Raw genomic sequence first — 19,357 nt, 5'->3', positions numbered from 1 at the left:
GAATGCACCTTCCACGCAGATCCAATGTGGGAGCGGGCTTGCTCGCGAAGGGGTCATGTCAATCAACGGAAATGTTGACTGAACTACCGCCTTCGCGAGCAAGCCCGCTCCCACATTGGGTTGCGATGCTAGCGAGATTGTCGTTTAGAACGCGAAACACGAACAGCCAAACGCCCCCCAGAACCCACGGAAGTCACTGACCGGCGCATTCGACAAGCGCGCCCGCTCATGACTGTGCGCATGCACCGCACACGCCCCGACGCATTGATGAACCTGGGCCGTCAGCGGCGCCGATGCTTTCCAGTGCCCAGGCACCTTGGTCACTGGCGACCACTCCGGTACCACGGGGATGGGCGGCGGCCCGAGTTTTTCGAACTCGACGCTGGCGTAGACGATCTTGCCATCGACCAGGGTCAGCACCGATTCGATCCCCTTGATGCCTTCGGCCTCCATATGGAAATAGTCCCCTGACAAGGCAATCAGGTCCGCCAGTTGCCCGACCTTGATCTGACCCTTCTTGCCTTGCTCGGACGAGAACCAGGCGCTGCCATGGGTGAACAGCTCCAGCGCGGTGTCACGGCTCAAGCCCTGCGGGTACAACGCCAGGCCGCCGACCGTGCGGCCACTGACCAGCCAGTACAGCGAAGTCCAGGGGTTGTAGCTCGACACCCGCGTCGCATCGGTGCCGGCACCCACCGGTACGCCTTCGGCCAGCATGCGGGCAATCGGCGGCGTGTGTTCGGCCGCCTTGGCGCCATAGCGGTCGACGAAGTACTCGCCCTGGAAGGCCATGCGATCCTGGATGGCGATGCCGCCGCCCAGCGCCTTGACCCGCTCGATGTTCTGCGCGGTGATGGTTTCGGCGTGGTCGAAAAACCACGGCAGGCCGTCGAACGGAATGTCGCGGTTGACCTTTTCGAACACGTCGAGCATGCGGCTGATGGATTCGTTGTAGGTGGCATGCAGGCGAAACGGCCAGCGTTGCTCCACCAGGTGCCGTACCACCGGTTCCAGGTCCTGTTCCATGGAAGCCGGCAGGTCCGGGCGCGGTTCAAGGAAGTCTTCGAAATCCGCCGCCGAGAACACCAGCATTTCCCCGGCACCGTTGTGCCGCAGGAAATCGTCGCCCTGGCCGTAGCGCGAGGTACTGGTCCAGTTCTTGAAGTCGGTCAGTTCTTCCTTGGGCTTCTGGGTAAACAGGTTGTAGGCGATGCGCACGGTCAGTTGCTGGTCCTTGGCCAGCTGCTGGATGACCTGGTAGTCGTCCGGGTAATTCTGATAACCACCGCCGGCGTCGATCGCGCTGGTGACCCCCAGGCGATTGAGTTCGCGCATGAATTGCCGGGTCGAGTTGACCTGGTACTCCAGCGGCAGTTTCGGTCCTTTGGCCAGCGTCGAATAGAGAATCATTGCGTTGGGCCGGGCGATCAACATGCCAGTGGGATCGCCGTTGGCATCGCGCTGGATTTCGCCGCCTGGCGGGTTCGGCGTATCGCGGGTATATCCCACCACTTTCAGCGCGGCGCGATTGAGTAAAGCACGATCGTACAGGTGCAGGACGAACACCGGCGTGTCAGGGGCGGCCTTGTTCAATTCGTCGAGGGTGGGCAGGCGCTTTTCGGCGAACTGGAATTCGTTCCAGCCACCGACCACCCGTACCCACTGCGGCGTTGGCGTGCGGTCGGCCTGGTCCTTGAGCAGGCGCAAGGCATCGACCAGCGAGGGTACGCCTTCCCAGCGCAGTTCGAGGTTGTAGTTGAGGCCGCCACGGATCAGGTGCAAGTGTGAGTCATTGAGGCCGGGGATCACCGTGCGCCCGTGCAGGTCGATGACTTGCGTGCCGGGGCCTTGCAACGCCATGGCCTGGGCGTCGCTGCCGACCACCACGAAGCGCCCGTCCTTGATGGCGACGGCACTGGCCTGGGGTTTCTTGCGATCGACGGTGTGCAGGCGTCCATTGTAGAAAATGAGGTCGGCGGGGGTGTCTGGCATGGTTTTACTCCCTGCGAACAGCGGGCTGATCCAGGCACCGACGGCGCCTGCGCCAAGACCTTGCAGTACGTGACGGCGGTTGACGCCGTTGTGTTCCTCGGGTGGGCTCATATCAGTGCTCTGCGCAACGTGAGTTGAGGGCAAACAGCTGAAGCCAGCCGCATGCGGCCAGAAGGAATATAGTCGGCAAATTCGCAGTGAGTGGTTTTCAAACGCCGAAAACGACGAATCCCGCCACAAGGGGCGGGATTCGTTTGCAGCCAGGCGCGCTTGCGAAAGCCGCAAGCGGCGCACTTAGGCCGGGAACAGCTCAGACAGTTTCATCGCCAGCATCATGTCGCCTTCAGCGCGCAGTTTGCCGCCCATGAACGCTTGCATGCCGTCGGTTTCGCCGCTGACGATGCCTTGCAGGGTTTCGCCGTCCATCACCAGGGTCACCTGGGCGTCCGGGTTTTCGCCTTCCAGCAGCTCGCAGGTGCTGTCCTTGACGACCAGCGAGAAGTTCTTGGTGTCGTCGATGCGGAAACCGAAGACCAGGTCCAGACCGGCAGCAGCGGCTGGGTTGAACTTGGCTTTCATTGCTTGTACGGCATCAGCTACGGAGGTCATGGTTTGATCCTTTTTGTGGTAATTAGAGCAGGGTAATTAGAGCTGGGTGATTACAGCCAGGGTCACAATAGTCCGGACTCAGCGAAACGTGATGAGTTCGGGGGTCTTCAACAGTTGCAGGTGCGCATGACTGTTGAAGGAAGCCAGGGCCACCTCGCGACCACGAAACTTCAGGTGGTTGAGCGAGGTATTGACGATTTGCCAGTTCAGTTCAAACGCCTGTTTGGCAGGCATTTGGGTAATGAGGTGGAGCAGGGCGGTAATGGTGCCGCCGGAGGTGAACACGGCGATTTTCTGGGTGTTGTCGGCTTGTTCGAGGATGCGCTGCAAGCCGGCCTGAACCCGCTCGACAAAACCCAGCCAGCTTTCCAGGCCCGGCGTGTCATAGGTGCCGGCGAGCCAGCGTTCGATGATCAGGGCGAAGATGCGTTGGAACTCGCTTCGGTTCTGTGCGGCGTTGCGCAGGATGTTCAGCGCGTCGGGCTCGTCCGGCAGCATGGCCGGCAACAGCGCGCGGATCACCGCGTCAGCATCGAATTCATTGAACGCCGAATCGGTCTCCAGGATCGGCACCGGCAGGCCCACGGCGGCGTATTGTTCCAGTGCGCTGTTGGCCGTATGTTGCTGGCGACGCAAGTCGCCCGACAGGCACCGATCGAAGCTGATACCGAGTTCGGCGAGGTGCTGGCCGAGAATTTCCGCCTGGCGAATACCGGTGGGCGACAGGACGTCATAATCGTCTGCACCAAAGGAGGCCTGGCCATGTCGAATCAAATAGATGCTGCCCACGTCCGCGTCGTCCCGGTACGTTGAAGGTTTGGCGAGGTTATGAGGATGGCGCTGAGCTGTCAATGAAAAAACATACGCTTGTTTGAAATGCCCGTTACAGCCCTGTTGCCAGAGGTTTCACGACTGGTCGCAGGGGCGGCGCATGGGTATGCTGGTGAAATCCCGCGCACTTGCATGCCGCGCAACGTTTAAGGAGTCCCTGTGGAGTTTTTGTCCGAGTACGCCGTTTTCCTGGCCAAGACCGTGACCCTGGTGATCGCCATCCTGGTGGTGCTGGCCAGCTTTGCGGCCTTGCGCAGCAAAGGTCGACGCAAATCCGCCGGCCAGTTGCAGGTCAGCAAACTGAATGATTTCTACAAGGGGCTGCGCGAACGCCTGGAGCAAACCTTGCTCGACAAGGACCAGCTCAAGGCCTTGCGCAAGTCCCAGGTCAAGAGCGAGAAAAAACAGAAGAAGCAGCCCGAGGCCAAACCGCGGGTGTTCGTGCTGGACTTCGACGGCGACATCAAGGCCTCGGCCACTGAAAGCCTGCGCCACGAAATCACCGCGCTGCTGACCCTCGCCACGCCCAAGGACGAAGTGGTACTGCGCCTGGAAAGCGGCGGCGGCATGGTCCACAGCTACGGCCTGGCGTCCTCGCAGTTGGCCCGTATCCGTGAGGCCGGCGTACCGCTGACCGTGTGCATCGACAAGGTCGCGGCCAGCGGCGGCTACATGATGGCGTGCATTGGCGAGAAGATCATCAGCGCGCCGTTCGCAATCCTCGGCTCGATCGGTGTGGTCGCGCAGTTGCCCAACGTCAATCGCCTGTTGAAAAAGCACGACATCGACTTCGAGGTGCTGACCGCCGGCGAATACAAACGCACCCTGACGGTATTTGGCGAAAACACCGAGAAGGGCCGGGAGAAATTCCAGGAAGACCTGGACATTACCCATCAGTTGTTCAAGAACTTCGTTGCCCGCTATCGCCCGCAACTGGCCATCGATGATGTGGCCACCGGTGAAATCTGGCTGGGCATTGCGGCGCTGGACAAGCAACTGGTGGACGAACTGAAAACCAGTGACGAGTACCTGGCCGAGCGCGCCAAGCAATCCGAGCTTTATCACCTGCATTACGCCGAACGCAAAAGCCTGCAGGAGCGTATCGGCATGGCGGCAAGTGGTTCGGTCGATCGTGTGTTGCTGAGCTGGTGGAGTCGCTTGACCCAGCAACGCTTCTGGTAATTTCCTGGGTCGTTGAAAAAAAACCGTGGGTAATTCCACGGTTTTTTTCTTTCAGGGCGATCCAAATTCCTTGCGAAGAAGGGAAGTTTCCTAAGCCCCCTGACGATTGCTCCCGCTTTTAGGGGGATCGGGGCCGGGTATGGTGGTGTTCCTGAAATGAGCGCAAAGGAATGCACCATGAATGAAATACCTCCCGCCAATGCTGCAAGCCCTGATCCCTCGCCGCCTCTGCGAATGCGCGATGAACTGAAAACCGCTTTGGCCATCTCCCTGCCGCAAACCCCCGGTCAGTTTGGCGAGCAGTTGATCAAAAAACAGTGGGGCCAGTACATCGATCCGGCGACAGCCCAGCTGGTGACCCTGGATTACGATTACAAGGGGCATCCTGCGCAGAACGGCATCCACCAGGGACGGGTGGCAAGTTCCATGTCCCTGGTGCAGGCGTTGCTGTCCAACTATCAGACCGAGGGCGACGGGCGCTTCGGTGAATCCGCGTTTGGGTTGTACACGCCACCGGATGTCGGGCCGTCGATAAGGATCGTGGCCCACGTTGACGAGTTTGCCGATATTGGCAGCGGCAACCACGCCAGCTATGAAGGCATCTACCGCCAGACTGTGCCGCAAGGCTACGGACCCGCCACTCAGATCGCCGTTAGGCCCGCCGATTTCAAGCAGTGGGTCTGGGGACTGGATCTCCAGGGCCTGTACCAGGCCTATCTCGGGCAAACCTGGCCAGCGGACGCCGAGATCGTCGCAGCCAAACCGAACGCCCTGAAAACCTCGGCCAAAGCCGCCCTCGTCATGGCTGCTTTTCTGCAGTTTCGTGAGAAAAGCCTGAGCCAGAAAGGTCTGGAACTGGCCCTGCAGGCGGCAGGACTGCCGCCTGACCAGGCATGGGCAACCCTGAAACTCGAACAACTGCAGGCACCGGGCTGCAGGCTGGCGAATCTGAAGTCGGGTCGCCTGAAGCTCTATCGCTACAGCTCGAAGGATATCTGGGGCTGGCGTGATCCGAATGGCCGGATTGTTTTGTACATCCCAGGTAACTCTTCTCCGCTGCACATCTTCGGCGATGCCGGGCAACTGCATCAATGGGTGGTGGAGCAGGGCAAAAGTGACGCGACGAAACTGGCCCTGGCTGCGCACTTTGCCGAGGAGGACCGCAAGGACGGTACGTTCCATGCGGGTGTGGTGACGGCGTTGGACGGCATGGCGGTCTATCCGCGGCAACACCGGTTGACCAACGAAGCGGGTTTCTTCAATGACGACGGTTTCTGGGAACCTGCCCGCTACATCGCCTTCGACGACTCGCCAGCAGGCGCCGACCCGTTTGCCCAACTGGTGCTGGCCATGAAGGAGGCCTCCCTGGCCAGTGTCAAAACCATTCGTGACGATGCCCAGGTCAATCGGGATAATTTGAGTGCCGCCGTCGAACCTGTGGTGCAGTGGATCAACCGTTTTGGCCCCCTGGCGCTGTTCGTCCCCGGTGGCGAAGGATTGCTGGCGCTGGCCGGCATCATCGACGCCGGTTATGGTCTTGATCAGGCGGTCAACGGTGAAACCTCGGATGATCGAGGGGCGGGCGTCACCCGAACAGTGTTTGGCTTGCTCAACGCGCTGCCGCTGGCGGGCGTAGGCGCGGTGCTGAAGGACGATGCTGAGGCAGGCGCCATTGCCGAGCGTTCCCGCGAACCGGGCCAGAATGCGGGCGATGCCAGGCCATTGCCGGATCAGGCCGCGGACCCCTCTGCGCCAACGGCCCCCGCAGCGTTGAACCGTGTGCAGCTTCTGCGCGGAATCGGACCCTCAGTGGCATCCTTGAGCGATGAAGTGCTGGCGCAGATCGGCAAGGTCAGCGAAATCGATGATGACATGCTGCGCCTGATGAACAGTGGGCGCCCGCCGACGCCCTTGCTGGCCGATACCATCAGCCGATTCAGGATCGATCAGGAACTCGGGCAGGCGGCAATGTCTCAACGCGCGCGCGCCGAGCTGTTTTCCACCCGGTACCAGGCGCTTCAGCACTCGGAACATCAGTGGGTGCGGTTGTTCCAGCGGCAATACCCTGGCCTGCCCAGGAGCGCCATCGAACAAATGCTCGAGCGCTATGGCGTGGACCTCCAGAGCCCGGTGGACGCTGCGCGCGTGCGGCAAGCATTCAAGCAGCTGAACCAAAAGGCCCTGCAATATCAGGAGCATGTGCGGCTCAATCGTGCCTATGAAGGCTTGTACATTCGCTCGCAGGTCACTGCGGAATCGGACACCCTGGCCCTGCATTCGCTGAAAAACCTGCCCGGATGGCCAGGGAGCCTGCGAATTGAAGTGCGCGAGCACTCCGTCATCGGCCCAATGCTGGACCGTAGCGGCGCGCTTGACGCCTCGAGCGTCCGTCGACTGATCAAGGTGGATGGCCATTACCAGGGGCGAGCCGGGCAGATGGACTTTTATGCAGCGCTTGTCGAAGTCTTGTCCGAGGACGAGCGTTCGGCATTGCAACTGTCTGCGGTTGACCCGGCATTGGCGTTGCGGCTGCAAGTCAGTGAGCGGGTTATGCCACGCCCGGAGCTGGTGCTCGGACTGCACAGGATGGACAGCGGTCTGCCCTTCGAGACGCAAGGGCTGCGTGGCGGCGGTTTCCCCGGTACGCCGCAGGGCGCGGCGCTGACGCACGAAATGATGAGGCTGCAACTCAAGGAGATCTACCCCGATTTCACCGATACTGAAGCCGATGAGCTGCTACAGCGTACCGGTGGCGGTGCGCAGGCACACATCGATTGGCTGAAACAACAGTTCCAGCAGCTCAACACGGACTTGAATGCCTGGATCGATCAGGTGATGGACGACATCGAGGACATGGACATTGACTTCCTCGACGCAGACGATGACGGGGCAGAGGGACTGGCGGATGAGGAGATCGAAGAGCATAACGAAGAGCTGGTCCAGAACGCGATCAACTACGAACGGGAAACCAGGATCGAGCTGGCTGACGAGCTCAAAGACATCTGGCAAAGGCGTGCGAAAGACGACCTGCGCGTTTATGAAGGCGCAGAACTTGTTGGATTCAGGCTCCACATGGGCTTCGAGAACTATCACCGATTGCCGGTCCTGAACATCCGGTTCAACCATGTCGTCGAGTTATCGATGCCACGCTTCCATGTGGCCGAACGTGGAACCTTGAACGGGTTCCTGGAGTGTTTTCCGAATCTGCAGACCTTGGATCTCGAAAGCGCCGAACTGATTGAATTCGACGCCCAGGGCAATGGGCAGACTGTACTGCCGACGGCCATCTTCAGTCTGACGCGTCTCACTTCGCTCAATCTCAAGTCCACCGGCCTGAAGTTCACCGTAGAGACATCAGGGCAGTTGAGCGGGTTGGTCAGGCTTCACACCCTGGACCTGAGTGACAATCCACTGGAAGTACCCCCTGTGCTGCTGCGGATGAATGACTTGCGGCGGCTGAACTTGAACAACACCCAAATTAACCGGTGCCCTTACGGCATCAGGGATGAGCCGTACATGATCTCACTGGATTTGCGTGACAACCAGATTGCGCGGATTCCGCCCGCGGTGATGAATCAGGCTGTCTCGGTGGATCGTGTGCTGCTGTGGGGCAATCCGTTGACGGACGAGGACACGCTGCGCCGTCTGATCATTCATCGTGAGCAAACGGGGATCAATTTATGGCTGGGCGCGCCAGGCGCCGACTATGGACAGCCTATGGCTTGGCTCCGAGACTGCGACGCAGCGCTGCAACAATCCCGGCAAGCACTTTGGCAGCGGTTGGCAGGCAAACCCTCAGGTACGCGGTTCTTGAGCGCAATAGACAGGCTAAGCCTGACCCCCGACTTCCGGGTCGCGTATCCGACACTGCAGGCACGCGTCTGGCGACTCCTGGAGGAGGCGGATGCTTCAGAGATCGTATGGAGTCGATTGATCGCGGTGCGTGGGCGGCTGGAAAACCCATGGGTGGCTTTCAGGATGCTGGAACAAATCGCAGGCCTTTGAACGGATTTTATCCGTGGTGCCTGCAAGGAGGGAGCCTTGAACCCCGAACGGGGTTCAAGGCTGGACGATCAGCGGCGACGGAACAGCGGCAGCGGTTCGTCGGTGGCGGCCTGATAGGTCACCGAGAAGTCCTTGAGACCTTCCAGGGCTTCGTACGGGTCTTTATCGGGGCGAATCGCGAACGCATCGAAACCGCAGCGGTGCAGGTAGAACAACTGGTCGCGCAGCACGTCGCCAATCGCCCGCAGCTCGCCTTTGAAACCGTAACGGTCACGCAGCAGCCGGGCGTTGGAGTAGTTGCGGCCATCGGTGAAGGCCGGGAAGTTCAGGGCGATGACCTGGAAACTCGCCACGTCTTCACCGATTTCTTCCGCTTCTTCATCGGCGTCCAGCCAGATGCCCAGGCCGCCGTCGCGGGCCAGGAGCATGCGGCTGTGTTCACGCCACAGCTGCAGCGGGACGATGTAGTCGTCGCAGTTGGTGATTTCGTCGATGCTGAAATCCTTGGGCAGCAGGTGCCAGGTTTCGTCGACGACTTCGTTGTTCTTAATGATTCGCTGCATAGACGCGTTCCTTGAAGAGGTCGATGCCAATACGCTGGTAGGTGTCGATGAAACGCTCGTCTTCGGTACGTTGTTCGATGTACACGTCGATCAGCTTCTCGATCACGTCAGGCATGGCTTCCTGGGCGAAGGACGGGCCGAGGATCTTGCCCAGGCTGGCGTCACGGCTGGCACTGCCGCCGAGGGACACCTGGTAGAACTCTTCGCCTTTCTTGTCCACCCCGAGGATGCCGATGTGGCCGACGTGGTGGTGACCACAGGCGTTCATGCAACCGGAGATGTTCAAGTCCAGTTCACCGATGTCGAACAGGTAGTCCAGGTCGTCGAAACGGCGCTGGATCGATTCGGCGATCGGGATCGACTTGGCGTTGGCCAGGGAGCAGAAATCGCCACCCGGGCAGCAGATGATGTCGGTCAGCAGGCCGATGTTCGGCGTGGCGAAACCTTGCTCGCGCAACTCGCCCCACAGAGTGAACAGCTTTTCCTGCTCGACGTCGGCCAGGATGATGTTCTGCTCGTGGGAAGTGCGCAGTTGACCGTAGCTGTAGCGCTCGGCCAGGTCGGCCACGGCGTCGAGCTGCTTGTCGGTGATGTCGCCCGGGGCGACGCCGGTCGGCTTCAGGGACAGGGTCACGGCAACATAACCTGGCTTCTTGTGGGCCAGGGTATTGCGTGCGCGCCAGCGGGCAAAGCCCGGGTGCTGTTGGTCGAGTTCGGCCAGGGCGGCGGCCTGGTCGTCCAGCGCCTTGTAGTCCGGGTCGACGAAGTGTTTGGCGACGCGATGCACTTCGGCTTCGGTCAGCGTGGTCTGGCCACCGCGCAGGTGCTCCATTTCCGCGTCGACTTTCTGGGCGAAGACTTCAGGGGTCAGCGCCTTGACGAGGATCTTGATCCGCGCCTTGTACTTGTTGTCGCGACGGCCATAGCGGTTGTAGACCCGCAGGATGGCGTCGAGGTAGCTCAACAGGTCCTGCCACGGCAGGAATTCGTTGATGAACGCACCGACGACCGGCGTACGGCCCAGGCCACCGCCGACCAGCACGCGGAAACCCAGTTCGCCAGCGGCGTTGTGCACCGGCTCAAGGCCGATGTCATGGACTTCGATGGCGGCACGGTCGGAGGTCGAACCGTTGACGGCGATCTTGAACTTGCGCGGCAGGTAGGCGAATTCCGGGTGGAAGGTGGTCCACTGGCGGACGATCTCGCACCATGGGCGCGGATCGATCAATTCGTCGGCAGCGACACCGGCGAACTGGTCGGTGGTGACGTTGCGCAGGCAGTTGCCGCTGGTCTGGATCGCGTGCATCTGCACAGTCGCCAGTTCAGCCAGGATGTCCGGGATGTCTTCCACGGCCGGCCAGTTGAACTGCACGTTCTGCCGGGTGCTGATGTGCGCATAGCCCTTGTCGTAGTCGCGGGCAATCCTGGCCATCATTCGCATTTGCCGCGAAGTCAGCTGGCCGTAAGGCACGGCGACTCGCAACATCGGCGCGAAACGCTGGATATAAAGGCCATTTTGCAGGCGCAGGGGGCGGAATTCTTCTTCGCTCAGCTCGCCTGCCAGATAGCGTCGGGTCTGATCACGGAACTGCTTGACGCGGTCCTCGATGATCCGCTGATCGTATTCGTCGTATACGTACATATAAGTCCTGTTCTCAGGCTTGGGTCGCTCGGATACCGCTGCGTTTTTGTGCTTGCCGGAGTCCGATAAAACCTCTGCAATTCTGCGCGCACGGCCGCGCACTCCCTACGGAGCCGGGGCAAGATACCAGTTTGCGGTTATGCGCAAAAGTGATGTTTGAGTATATGTAAAGAACCAAAAGGACTAATGAGAATCGTTGTTGCAAAGACCCTGTTTGTGGTGCGGGCAATCGTCGTCTTTAATGTGATCGAGTCTTTATGCAATCACCGATAAAACCGACAAGAGGCGATGCAATGAGCAACCCAACAAAAGCAACGAAAAGCGATAGTTCGGTCGATGCCTGGGCGATCCTGTTCCTGATCATCCTGGTCGTTGGCACTGCGGTATTCTGGGTCAGTCACCAATAAACCAGCCCGTCCGGGTCCCATTCCGACGATTGTCGGACAAAAACCCGAATAAACGCCGTTTTCCGGGGTTTCGCTGGCTATAATGCGCGGCGAATTTCCGGGGCTCGGACGATCAATGCTGAAGTTCTTCTACTCCTTCCTGCTGCTGTTCGGCGCGGTTCACAGCACTGCTGCCCGAGCGGAATCGGTGCTGTTCCTGAACCCCGGAACGACCGAAGAAGCCTTCTGGGTCAGCTATTCGCAGTTCATGCAGGCGGCAGCCACGGACCTGGGCATCGACCTGCGGATTCTCTACTCCCAACGCATGCCGGAACTTACCCTGGCGCAAGCGCGTGTGGCGCTGCAAGGCCCCGGGCGTCCGGACTACCTGGTGTTCGTCAACGAACAATACGTCGCCCCGCAGATCATTCGCCTGGCCGAGGGCAGCGGGGTGAAGCTGTTCATGGTCAACGCGTCCTTGACGGCCAACCAGATGAGCCTGCTGGGCGAGCGCCCTGAGCGCCTGGGCAGCCTGGTGCCCAATGACGAGGAGGGCGGCTACCTGATGCTCAAGGAACTGATTCGCCAGCATCCCCCCGTAGCGCCCGGGGAGGTCATCGAGCTACTGGCGTTTTCCGGCCTGAAAATCACCCCCTCGGCGCAGCTGCGCGAACAGGGCATGCTGCGGGCCCTGGCCGAGCACCCGCACGTGCGCTTGCGCCAGCTGGTTTACAGCGGCTGGACCCGGGAGCGGGCGTATGAACAGGCCGGGCTGCTGTTCCGGCGTTACCCGAAGGTCTCGCTGGTGTGGTCAGCCAATGACGAAATGGCGTTTGGCGCCATGCAGGCGTATTCGGAGACGGGCGGGGTTCCGGGCAAGGATGCCTTGTTCAGTGCGGTCAACAGCTCGCCGACGGCGTTACAGGCGTTGCTCGACGGACGCCTCAGCGTGCTGGTGGGCTGGCACTTCACCCTGGGTGGCTGGGCGTTGGTGGAGTTGCATGACCTGGATCAGGGTGTGGATCTCGACCATTACGGCGGCCGGGACCGGCGGATCCCGTTGCTGCAACTGATCGACAAGGCACAGGCCCGGCGATTGCTGGCCATGGGCGAATCACCGGCCTACGGTGTGAACTTCCGTCGACTGTCAGCCAAAGGCCGGCCGACGTCGTATCGCTATCCGTTCAGCCTGCAAACCCTGATGCGTTAAATGCCGGCCAGATGCAGCACCAGTTGCACGATGCCATACAGCGTCAAGGCGAACACCGCCGTGAACACAATCCCCAGGACCACGAAATGACTGGGCTTGCCGTGGGTAAAGTCCCGCGCCCGGTTTTTCCCGCTCTGCACCCCGAACGCCGCCGCCATGACGCTGTGAAGCATTTGCCAGAAGGTCGGCGGCTTGTTGTCGGCTGGATCGTCCATAAACCCCTCTTCACCAAGGTGTGAGAGCTAAGCATAGCCAAACCCCATAACTATGTACCGCCACGCCGGCGGATGGCCGTGATGTCCTGACCCGCTCTCAATCGAGCAACAGGAATCACATCATGCCGGACCTTTCCACACCCGCTGAATCCGGGTTTCATGTCCCGTTTATCAAGAGCCGTGTTCCCGACTGGACGCGTCACCTGGCCACCCCCCATCTGCAGGCCATGACACTGGCGCGCAATCCTGCCCAGCGTTTCATCGAGGCTTACCCCGAACTGTATGCCAAGGCGTCACCGGCGTTGCGCCAGGCTTTGCTCGACAGCCAGGCACGGAGCAATGTTTCCACTCAGGCGCTGGCCACGACGCTCAAGGATTTGCAGGGCATTACCGAATTTGCCAAGCCATTGCTGACCGATGCGCTACAGAAAACATTCGGCCAGGCGCCGGATGTGACCGACACGGCGCTGTTTCATCTGCGCTCGCCCAATCGGGCCGAAGAGCAGTCATTGCTGCAGGCGGCGCTGCGCAACTTCGAAGAGGACGAGCCCTTTGACGAAGTGGCCTTGCAGGAGACCAGCGCGCTGGCGCCTGCAGGGGCACTGGAAAGTCACCGCTACGATCAAAGCGAGCACTACCCGTTTGCGAAGGTGCGCTACAGCATCCGTGACAAGTTGTCGATCGAGCCCGCGGCGTTCGCCAGCCTGTGCCGGGAGCTGGACGTGGGCAAGCAGTATCAGGACCACCTGAGTGCCGTGTTCGAGGCGCCCGACAAGGCGGCGACTGTCCGCCAGCAGACGATTGCGGCGAACAAGGACAGGATGCGCGTGCAGGCGCATGTCGCGTTGCTACAGTCGAATATTGACCCTGCGGACCATGCCACGGTGTTGGCGCTACTCGACGAAGCCTCGCCCGTGCGGCTCGATGGGGCCTTGGTCGCCTACAGTCGGTTGCATGTTTTTGGCTCGGAGTTGAACGACGTGCTGATCATTGGCGCTGCGTCGCGTCGAACCAGGGCGGCCCTGCAGAATCCCTGGCTCGGTCTTCTGCCGTTTTCATCCTTGCTGCCCACCCAAATAGATGATACCCGGATCATCGTCTACATCCCGGGCGATCCCGTCAGCCCTCTCAAAGCGTACGGCTCGGGCCGCGAGTTTGCCCGGGACCTTGCGATCAAGCTGCGTACGTACAGTTACCAGCGGTTCTTCACCAGCTTTGTCGCACAGGATGAATCGAGCCGTTTCTTTCGCCGGCTCAAGGCCCAGCTCAAGGTCCAGAAGTGGGACCCGGCCCCGGTTTATCCGGGCCCGCCCTATAACCGGGACGCGTTCCGCGAGGGCATGTATGTAGAAGTGTGGAACGAGGAGGTCGACCTGGGCATGGATGAAACCTTCATTGATGGCGAGGTGTTTGGCGCCTGTTATGAGTTTCATCTGGCCCGGGTGAAGTCCAACGCCAGGTTGCTGGCAATACCCACCGCCGAGGTTGACCACGAGGCCTGGATTGCCCGGCTCGAACACTATGCCGAATGTGGGCTGAGCGTCTTGAACGTGGCAGCCTTTTTCGTGCCAGGGTTGGGCGAGGTCATGCTGGCCGTCACTGCCGTGCAATTGACCTACGAGGTTTACCAGGGGATGCAAGCGTGGAAAGAGGCAGACGCCGAGGAGGCCTGGGGCCACCTCAGTTCGGTCTTGCAGAACGTGGCGTTCATGGCCGTGTTGGGTGCGGTGGCACACAAGGCACCACCGATCACGACTTCACGGTTTGTCAATGGCATGACCCGGATCGCCACGCCTTTTGGCGAGCCGCGTTTGTGGAGTCCGGATCTGGCCCCCTACAAGAGCGGTGTTTCCCTGAATGGAATCGAGCCGAACGCTTTGGGGCAGTACAAGATCGGGGGCAGGACCTACATTCGACAAGAGGGCAATGTCTACGAAAAGACCTTCGACCCGGCGCTGCAACAATGGCGGATCAAACACCCCAGCGACCCCCGGGCCTATCAACCTGTCTTGCGGCACAACCAGCACGGGGCCTGGCGCCACACGCTGGAACGGCCACTGGAGTGGGATCGCTCGACACTGTTGCGGCGGATGGGGCCGCAGATGGACGGTTTTTCCGATGCGCAATTGCAGCAGATTGCCGAGGTCAGCGGCGTCAGTGATGACGCGTTGCGCCAGATGCACATCGATCACCAGCCACCGCCGCCGCTGTTGGCCGAGACCATCAGGTGGTTCAGAGGCGATCGACAGGGGAGTGCTCACGAGGCTGTTATCGAGCGACTGCAACGCAGTTTCCCGACGCTGTCGCCGGAGGGCGCGCGACAGGTGCTGGACAATGCCAGTGCTGCCGAGCTGGCCCAATTGCGCGACACCGCGAAAATACCCTTGCGCCAGGCCAGCGAGATTTGCGCCCATCTACAGCAAGCCAGCCTGAATCGGGCGCTCTGCGGTTTGCATCTGCAAGACATGGCGTCATTGGCCAGCGACCGTCTTGCGCTGCACTGTCTGGAGCAGTTGCCCGGCTGGTCGGCTGATATACGCGTGGAAATGCGTACCGGTTCGCTCAAGGGCCCACTGCTGGACAGCGTCGGCAGCGACAGTGCGACGATTCGCTATTACCTGGTCAAGGGCGACGGTTACTTTCGCGCCTATGACGCGCAGGGCAGGGCTCTCAACAATTTGCCCGTCCATGGCCGCAATCTCTTCGAATCGCTACTGGAGTACTTGCCCGAAGCGGCACGGGCGAAACTGGATGGCAATCAAGTCCAGGCTTTGCAAAACAAACTGGCAAATTATGCCGGTGCTCATCGCCACGAGATGTCGCTGATCCTCAAGCAGCGCCCGTTGAATGGCGCCGGGCCGTCGCTGCGATTGCCCGATGGCCGCCTCGGATACCTGGCCAGTGGCCGTGGGGTCGGTTTCCCGGATGGCGCGTTGGTCTCCAGGGTGCGAGACCTCTACCCGAACCTTTCCGATGCGCAAGCCAGTCAGTTCGTCAGAGGCCGCCTGAGCGCGGGAGACACCGATCGGCAAGTGTTCAATCTGTTGAACAACCGTCAACGGGAGTTCGAGGCATTGGACCGCGCGTTGAACAACTGGGTCGACGCTGGCGTGCAGGCCCCAGCGGGTGGGCCGTCGCGCCGGGTCATCGCCGATCGGTTGATCCAGTGCTGGCGCAACGGTCTTGATCGAGGATTGGAGCCTGCTTTTGAGCTGAATTTAAGCGGGGCTGACGCGTTGCCCGAGTGGGATGCCGACTTCACTCATGTGCGTAGCGTACGACTGACCAGTAATCAGCTCATCGGTGATTCGGGCACGGCGCTGCTGCGCAGGTTTGCGAAGATCAAAAAACTGGAGATTTCCGTGCGAGGGCAGGATATGGCTGCCTTGGCCGAGAAATTGCCGGGATTGACCGCTATTACCGAGCTGGCGCTTGAAAGCCCGTTGCCGACCTTTGCGCCGCCATTGGTGCAGGCGCTCGAAGGGATGACTCAGCTTGAGCAGTTGGCGCTCACGGGCAATATGGGCGCCATGGACTTCAGCACGCTGACCAATCTGCGGTCCCTGAGGTTGGCGGGGGATCTGACTGAATGGCCGAACGGGGTGTTCGGCTTGAGCAGGCTGGAAACCCTCGATTTACGACGGATGCCGATCAGGTCGCTGCCTGACGAGCTGTTCAGTGGCAATGAATCGCTATGGCGACGCATGCAGCTCAATTGGGCTGCGCTGGAACCGCAGGCCTTCAAGAAAGCCTATGGTTATGTGCACGACAACCCGGCCCATTTACTCAACGAGCCGCAAATGGTTGCCAGGTACTGCAGGGGGCGATTGTCAGAACTGGCACCCAATGATGACACCTTTGCATCGGACGCAATGGCGCAATTCAGTAAAGACGGGCTGTCCGGACGGGCATTACTGGATCAGGTCGAGGCACTGCATCAGCAGCAGCTGGCATTGAGTCAGTCGTTGGACGCCTGGAAGGACAGGGTTGTTCGGGTTGACGGCAGGCAGATGGAGTTACACCACCGCGCGCTGATCGCTGAAAAGATCCGCGAATGCTTTCTCAAGGGGCTGCGTGCCCGGTATGCACCCGCCCAGCCTGTGGCAGGCCCGTCGTGGGGGCAAGGTGACGCGCTGTTTGAAGTGTTGGACCTGACGGGATTTGGACCGTTGGGCGATTTACCCGAGCTTGGCGATACGGTCTTTGCTCATGTGCGCAGCCTGAAGCTCAGTAACAGCGCGCTATCGACCGAGCACGTCAGTGATTTTCTGAGTGGATTTCCCCAGCTGCGCGCACTCGACCTCAGCGCCAACCGGCTGACCGGGCTGCCCCAGGCACTTGACGGGCTCGGGCAACTGCGCGAGTTGAACCTCTCATACAATCAGCTGACGATCACGGCGTCGGCGCAAGCGCGGTTGAACCGTATGACCGCCTTGGAAACCCTGAACCTGGCCTACAACCGGGTCGGCGCCTTGCAGGTCGGTTCGATGACGGGCCTGCAAAGCCTGGACCTGAGCCATAGCAATATCCGCAACTGGCCCGAGGGTGTGCTGGCGTTGCCCAACCTGCGCCGTCTGGCCCTGAATCACAGCGGCATCACGGACATCCCCGCGGCGGCCCTGGCCGGGCATGACCAGCTGTTGGCGGCGACTTCGCTGCAAGGTTGCCGGCTGAGCCCGCAAGCGTTGACGTCGGTACGGACATACGCTGACCGCACGGCGTCGCGCAACCCGCTGGGTATCGAACGATTGCACCTGTCTGCCGGACGAACCGGAGGCGATCCGGAGTTCTATCCGGTTGAAGTATCGGAGCGCCCGGACCTGATACTGCCGTTGCACCTGGAGCCGGGCGAAGGTGACGTGCCCCGGACTGCGGCCGCCAGGCTGCAACGTCTTGATCCTCAACTCGGCGCTGCTCAAGCCGTTGAACGGATTGATGCCTGGCTCACCCGGGGCATGAGCGCTCTGGAAATTGAAGCCCGGCTGGTCCAGTGGCAGCAACAGCGGACGCAATTGATCAAGCAGTTGAATGACTGGATCGATGTCCCGGCCTTTCGCGGCCATCAGGGCTGGGTGGGCGCGTTGGACCGCCGCCGGGCGGCTAACCAGCTCCTGGAGTGCTGGCGGGCGACCTTGCGCGAGGCGCCTGCGGCCGAGGGCGCAGCGACTGATGCCGTGCTGGACTTTGCCGGCCTGGTCATCGGTGATTTGCCGGCCTTGCCGGTTTCGTTCGAGCATGTCGGTGCATTGGACCTGAGCGGTGTCGGGCTCACGGAAAACTCGGATGGGTTCCTGCGTGCGTTTCCCAAGTTGCGCAGCTTGACCCTCAATCACAACCGCCTGGGCGCGTTGCCCGACGCAGTGGGGCAATGTGAACACCTCATCCGCTTGAGCGCCAGCTATAACGATCTTGGCGCCAGTGAAGAGTGGCAGCGCCAAGTGCGATCCCTGAGGCATTTGCAATCGCTGGACTTGAGCGTGAACAGGCTGGTCAGTCTCGATGTCACCGGTCTTGAGCAGCTGCAAGCGCTGGATGTGAGCGGTAACCTTCTTTGGGATTGGCCGCAAGGTGTGCTGCAAGCGCCAGCGCTGGCAACCCTCGACCTGAGTGGCAACCGAATACAGGTCATTCCTCCCGATGCGTTTCTGCCAGGGCACGCAGCCTTGATGGCTGGCACCAACTTGTCCGATAACATTTACCTGGAACAGGTGGAACTCATACGATTGCAGGAGTACCTGCAGGAAACTGGCCGAGGCCTGGGCTTTACCTCGCAACAGATTGAACGCCATCTGGAGGGCTTCGGGCCTGAATCTTCCGAGGGTTCCGAGGCCTCCGACGAGGAGGATCATCCCGACCATGAATCGCCGCAGGCACAGAAAGCCCGATGGTTTTCCGGCGTGGCGGCCGACTCGGAAAAACACCAGGTGTGGAGCGACTTGATGGAGCAGGACACTACCCACGACTTTTCATACATCCTCTCGCAACTTCAGCACACCCAGGACTTCGTCGCCGATCGCCTGGACCTCACGCAGCGCGTGTGGCGTGTCCTGGAAGCCGCCCATGGCGATGAAGCGCTGGGCAGGCGCTTGATGGACCTGTCGAGGGCATTGAGGAATCGCGTGACCTGTGGCGATGGCCGGATCCTGTTGTTCAACGAGCTGGAAGTCGAGGTCCATGAGTTCAATGCCTTGAAGTCCATTGCCCCGGAACACAAGGGCCGCGAGCTGCTGAAACTGTCCAGGGAGTTGTTCCGCCTGGCGCAGGTCGAAGAGATCGCCAGTACGCGTATCCAGCTCAGACCCAATATCGATCCTGCCGAGATTCGCCTGGCCTATCGAGTTGGCCTGGCCCGGCGTCTTGGATTGCCCAACCAGCCCAAAGGCATGTTGTATGAGAACCTGGCGCAGGTGACGACAGGGGATCTGGACCAGGCGTACGCATCGATCCTTGCCAGGGAACGGACCCCGGTGTTCATCGAGCAACTGACGGCGCGCAAATACTGGCGCGATTACCTGGAGGAGAAATACCCGGGGGAATTTACCCGGGTGCAGCAGGGCTTCCAGGCCAAGGCCAGTGAGCTGGAGGATAAATACCCGCAGCTCAATTCGGCCTACCTGCAGGAGATGGAGGCGCTGGATACGGCCAATAAAGCCGAGCGTCTGCAACTGCTGACCACACTCAGCGAACGTGAGGTAGCCGAGTTGGGCGCTCAGGCCTGATTG

At 60.7% G+C, this 19,357-nt stretch carries 10 protein-coding genes; 4 read left to right on the top strand and 6 right to left on the bottom strand.

The genetic code is table 11. From position 1 onward, the window contains the following. Window positions 1–144 precede the first annotated feature (144 nt). The 3 genes from ACM6I6_RS19070 to ACM6I6_RS19060 all read right to left on the bottom strand — a co-directional run bounded on the left by ACM6I6_RS19070 (window position 145) and on the right by ACM6I6_RS19060 (window position 3,390). On the bottom strand, window positions 145–1,992 hold the full coding sequence (locus tag ACM6I6_RS19070; protein WP_414920599.1) for an amidohydrolase: 1,848 nt from the start codon (window positions 1,990–1,992) through the stop codon (window positions 145–147). A gap of 294 nt (window positions 1,993–2,286) precedes the next feature. Next, complete coding sequence (locus ACM6I6_RS19065) at window positions 2,287–2,601, bottom strand: SCP2 sterol-binding domain-containing protein (RefSeq protein WP_008059234.1); 315 nt, start codon at window positions 2,599–2,601, stop codon at window positions 2,287–2,289. A 78-nt stretch (window positions 2,602–2,679) separates the two neighbouring features. Then, window positions 2,680–3,390 (bottom strand): histidine phosphatase family protein, encoded by a 711-nt coding sequence (locus ACM6I6_RS19060; RefSeq protein WP_274075928.1) that lies wholly within the window; start codon window positions 3,388–3,390, stop codon window positions 2,680–2,682. Window positions 3,391–3,591: 201 nt separating this feature from the next. On the opposite strand from ACM6I6_RS19060, the gene sohB reads away from it, so the two are divergent. Together sohB and ACM6I6_RS19050 are read left to right on the top strand one after the other, a co-directional pair. Next, the gene (gene sohB, locus ACM6I6_RS19055; protein ID WP_274075929.1) at window positions 3,592–4,614 is read left to right on the top strand and encodes a protease SohB; all 1,023 of its coding nucleotides are present in this window, start codon (window positions 3,592–3,594) and stop codon (window positions 4,612–4,614) included. A 177-nt stretch (window positions 4,615–4,791) separates the two neighbouring features. After that, window positions 4,792–8,619 (top strand): dermonecrotic toxin domain-containing protein, encoded by a 3,828-nt coding sequence (locus tag ACM6I6_RS19050; RefSeq protein ID WP_414920504.1) that lies wholly within the window; start codon window positions 4,792–4,794, stop codon window positions 8,617–8,619. Between the two features lie 68 nt (window positions 8,620–8,687). Here the strand turns inward: ACM6I6_RS19050 and ACM6I6_RS19045 are convergent, their stop codons facing one another. Together ACM6I6_RS19045 and ACM6I6_RS19040 are read right to left on the bottom strand one after the other, a co-directional pair. Then, window positions 8,688–9,182 carry a DUF934 domain-containing protein gene (locus ACM6I6_RS19045; protein WP_274075931.1) on the bottom strand — a complete coding sequence of 165 codons (495 nt, stop codon included), beginning with the start codon at window positions 9,180–9,182 and terminating at the stop codon, window positions 8,688–8,690. Then, window positions 9,166–10,824, bottom strand: a complete 1,659-nt coding sequence (locus ACM6I6_RS19040; RefSeq protein WP_274075932.1) for a nitrite/sulfite reductase — start codon at window positions 10,822–10,824, stop codon at window positions 9,166–9,168. The genes ACM6I6_RS19045 and ACM6I6_RS19040 overlap by 17 nt, the downstream gene beginning before the upstream one ends. Before the next feature lie 522 nt (window positions 10,825–11,346). On the opposite strand from ACM6I6_RS19040, the gene ACM6I6_RS19035 reads away from it, so the two are divergent. Continuing rightward, the gene (locus ACM6I6_RS19035) at window positions 11,347–12,420 is read left to right on the top strand and encodes an ABC transporter substrate-binding protein (protein ID WP_414920503.1); all 1,074 of its coding nucleotides are present in this window, start codon (window positions 11,347–11,349) and stop codon (window positions 12,418–12,420) included. Here ACM6I6_RS19035 and ACM6I6_RS19030 read toward each other — a convergent pair. Then, complete coding sequence (locus ACM6I6_RS19030) at window positions 12,417–12,635, bottom strand: DUF2970 domain-containing protein (RefSeq protein WP_274075934.1); 219 nt, start codon at window positions 12,633–12,635, stop codon at window positions 12,417–12,419. The genes ACM6I6_RS19035 and ACM6I6_RS19030 overlap by 4 nt on opposite strands. Before the next feature lie 122 nt (window positions 12,636–12,757). Here ACM6I6_RS19030 and ACM6I6_RS19025 point away from each other — a divergent pair, with 122 nt between their 5' ends. Then, window positions 12,758–19,354: an NEL-type E3 ubiquitin ligase domain-containing protein gene (locus tag ACM6I6_RS19025; protein WP_414920502.1), complete on the top strand. Its 6,597-nt coding sequence runs from the start codon at window positions 12,758–12,760 to the stop codon at window positions 19,352–19,354. Window positions 19,355–19,357 lie beyond the last annotated feature (3 nt).

The sequence above is a fragment of the Pseudomonas sp. IT-P218 genome, assembly GCF_949767605.1.
GTDB lineage: Bacteria > Pseudomonadota > Gammaproteobacteria > Pseudomonadales > Pseudomonadaceae > Aquipseudomonas > Aquipseudomonas putida_AE.
Note: the sequence above shows the minus strand (reverse complement) of the source record. Positions and strands in the feature narration are given on the sequence as shown.

Coding starts and splice junctions, on each gene's coding strand:
- ACM6I6_RS19045 (WP_274075931.1), bottom strand. CDS start 9,182: ATGCAGCGAATCATTAAGAACAACGAAGTCGTCGACGAAACCTGGCAC.
- ACM6I6_RS19030 (WP_274075934.1), bottom strand. CDS start 12,635: ATGGACGATCCAGCCGACAACAAGCCGCCGACCTTCTGGCAAATGCTT.
- ACM6I6_RS19035 (WP_414920503.1), top strand. CDS start 11,347: ATGCTGAAGTTCTTCTACTCCTTCCTGCTGCTGTTCGGCGCGGTTCAC.
- ACM6I6_RS19025 (WP_414920502.1), top strand. CDS start 12,758: ATGCCGGACCTTTCCACACCCGCTGAATCCGGGTTTCATGTCCCGTTT.
- ACM6I6_RS19040 (WP_274075932.1), bottom strand. CDS start 10,824: ATGTACGTATACGACGAATACGATCAGCGGATCATCGAGGACCGCGTC.
- ACM6I6_RS19065 (WP_008059234.1), bottom strand. CDS start 2,601: ATGACCTCCGTAGCTGATGCCGTACAAGCAATGAAAGCCAAGTTCAAC.
- ACM6I6_RS19070 (WP_414920599.1), bottom strand. CDS start 1,992: ATGCCAGACACCCCCGCCGACCTCATTTTCTACAATGGACGCCTGCAC.
- ACM6I6_RS19050 (WP_414920504.1), top strand. CDS start 4,792: ATGAATGAAATACCTCCCGCCAATGCTGCAAGCCCTGATCCCTCGCCG.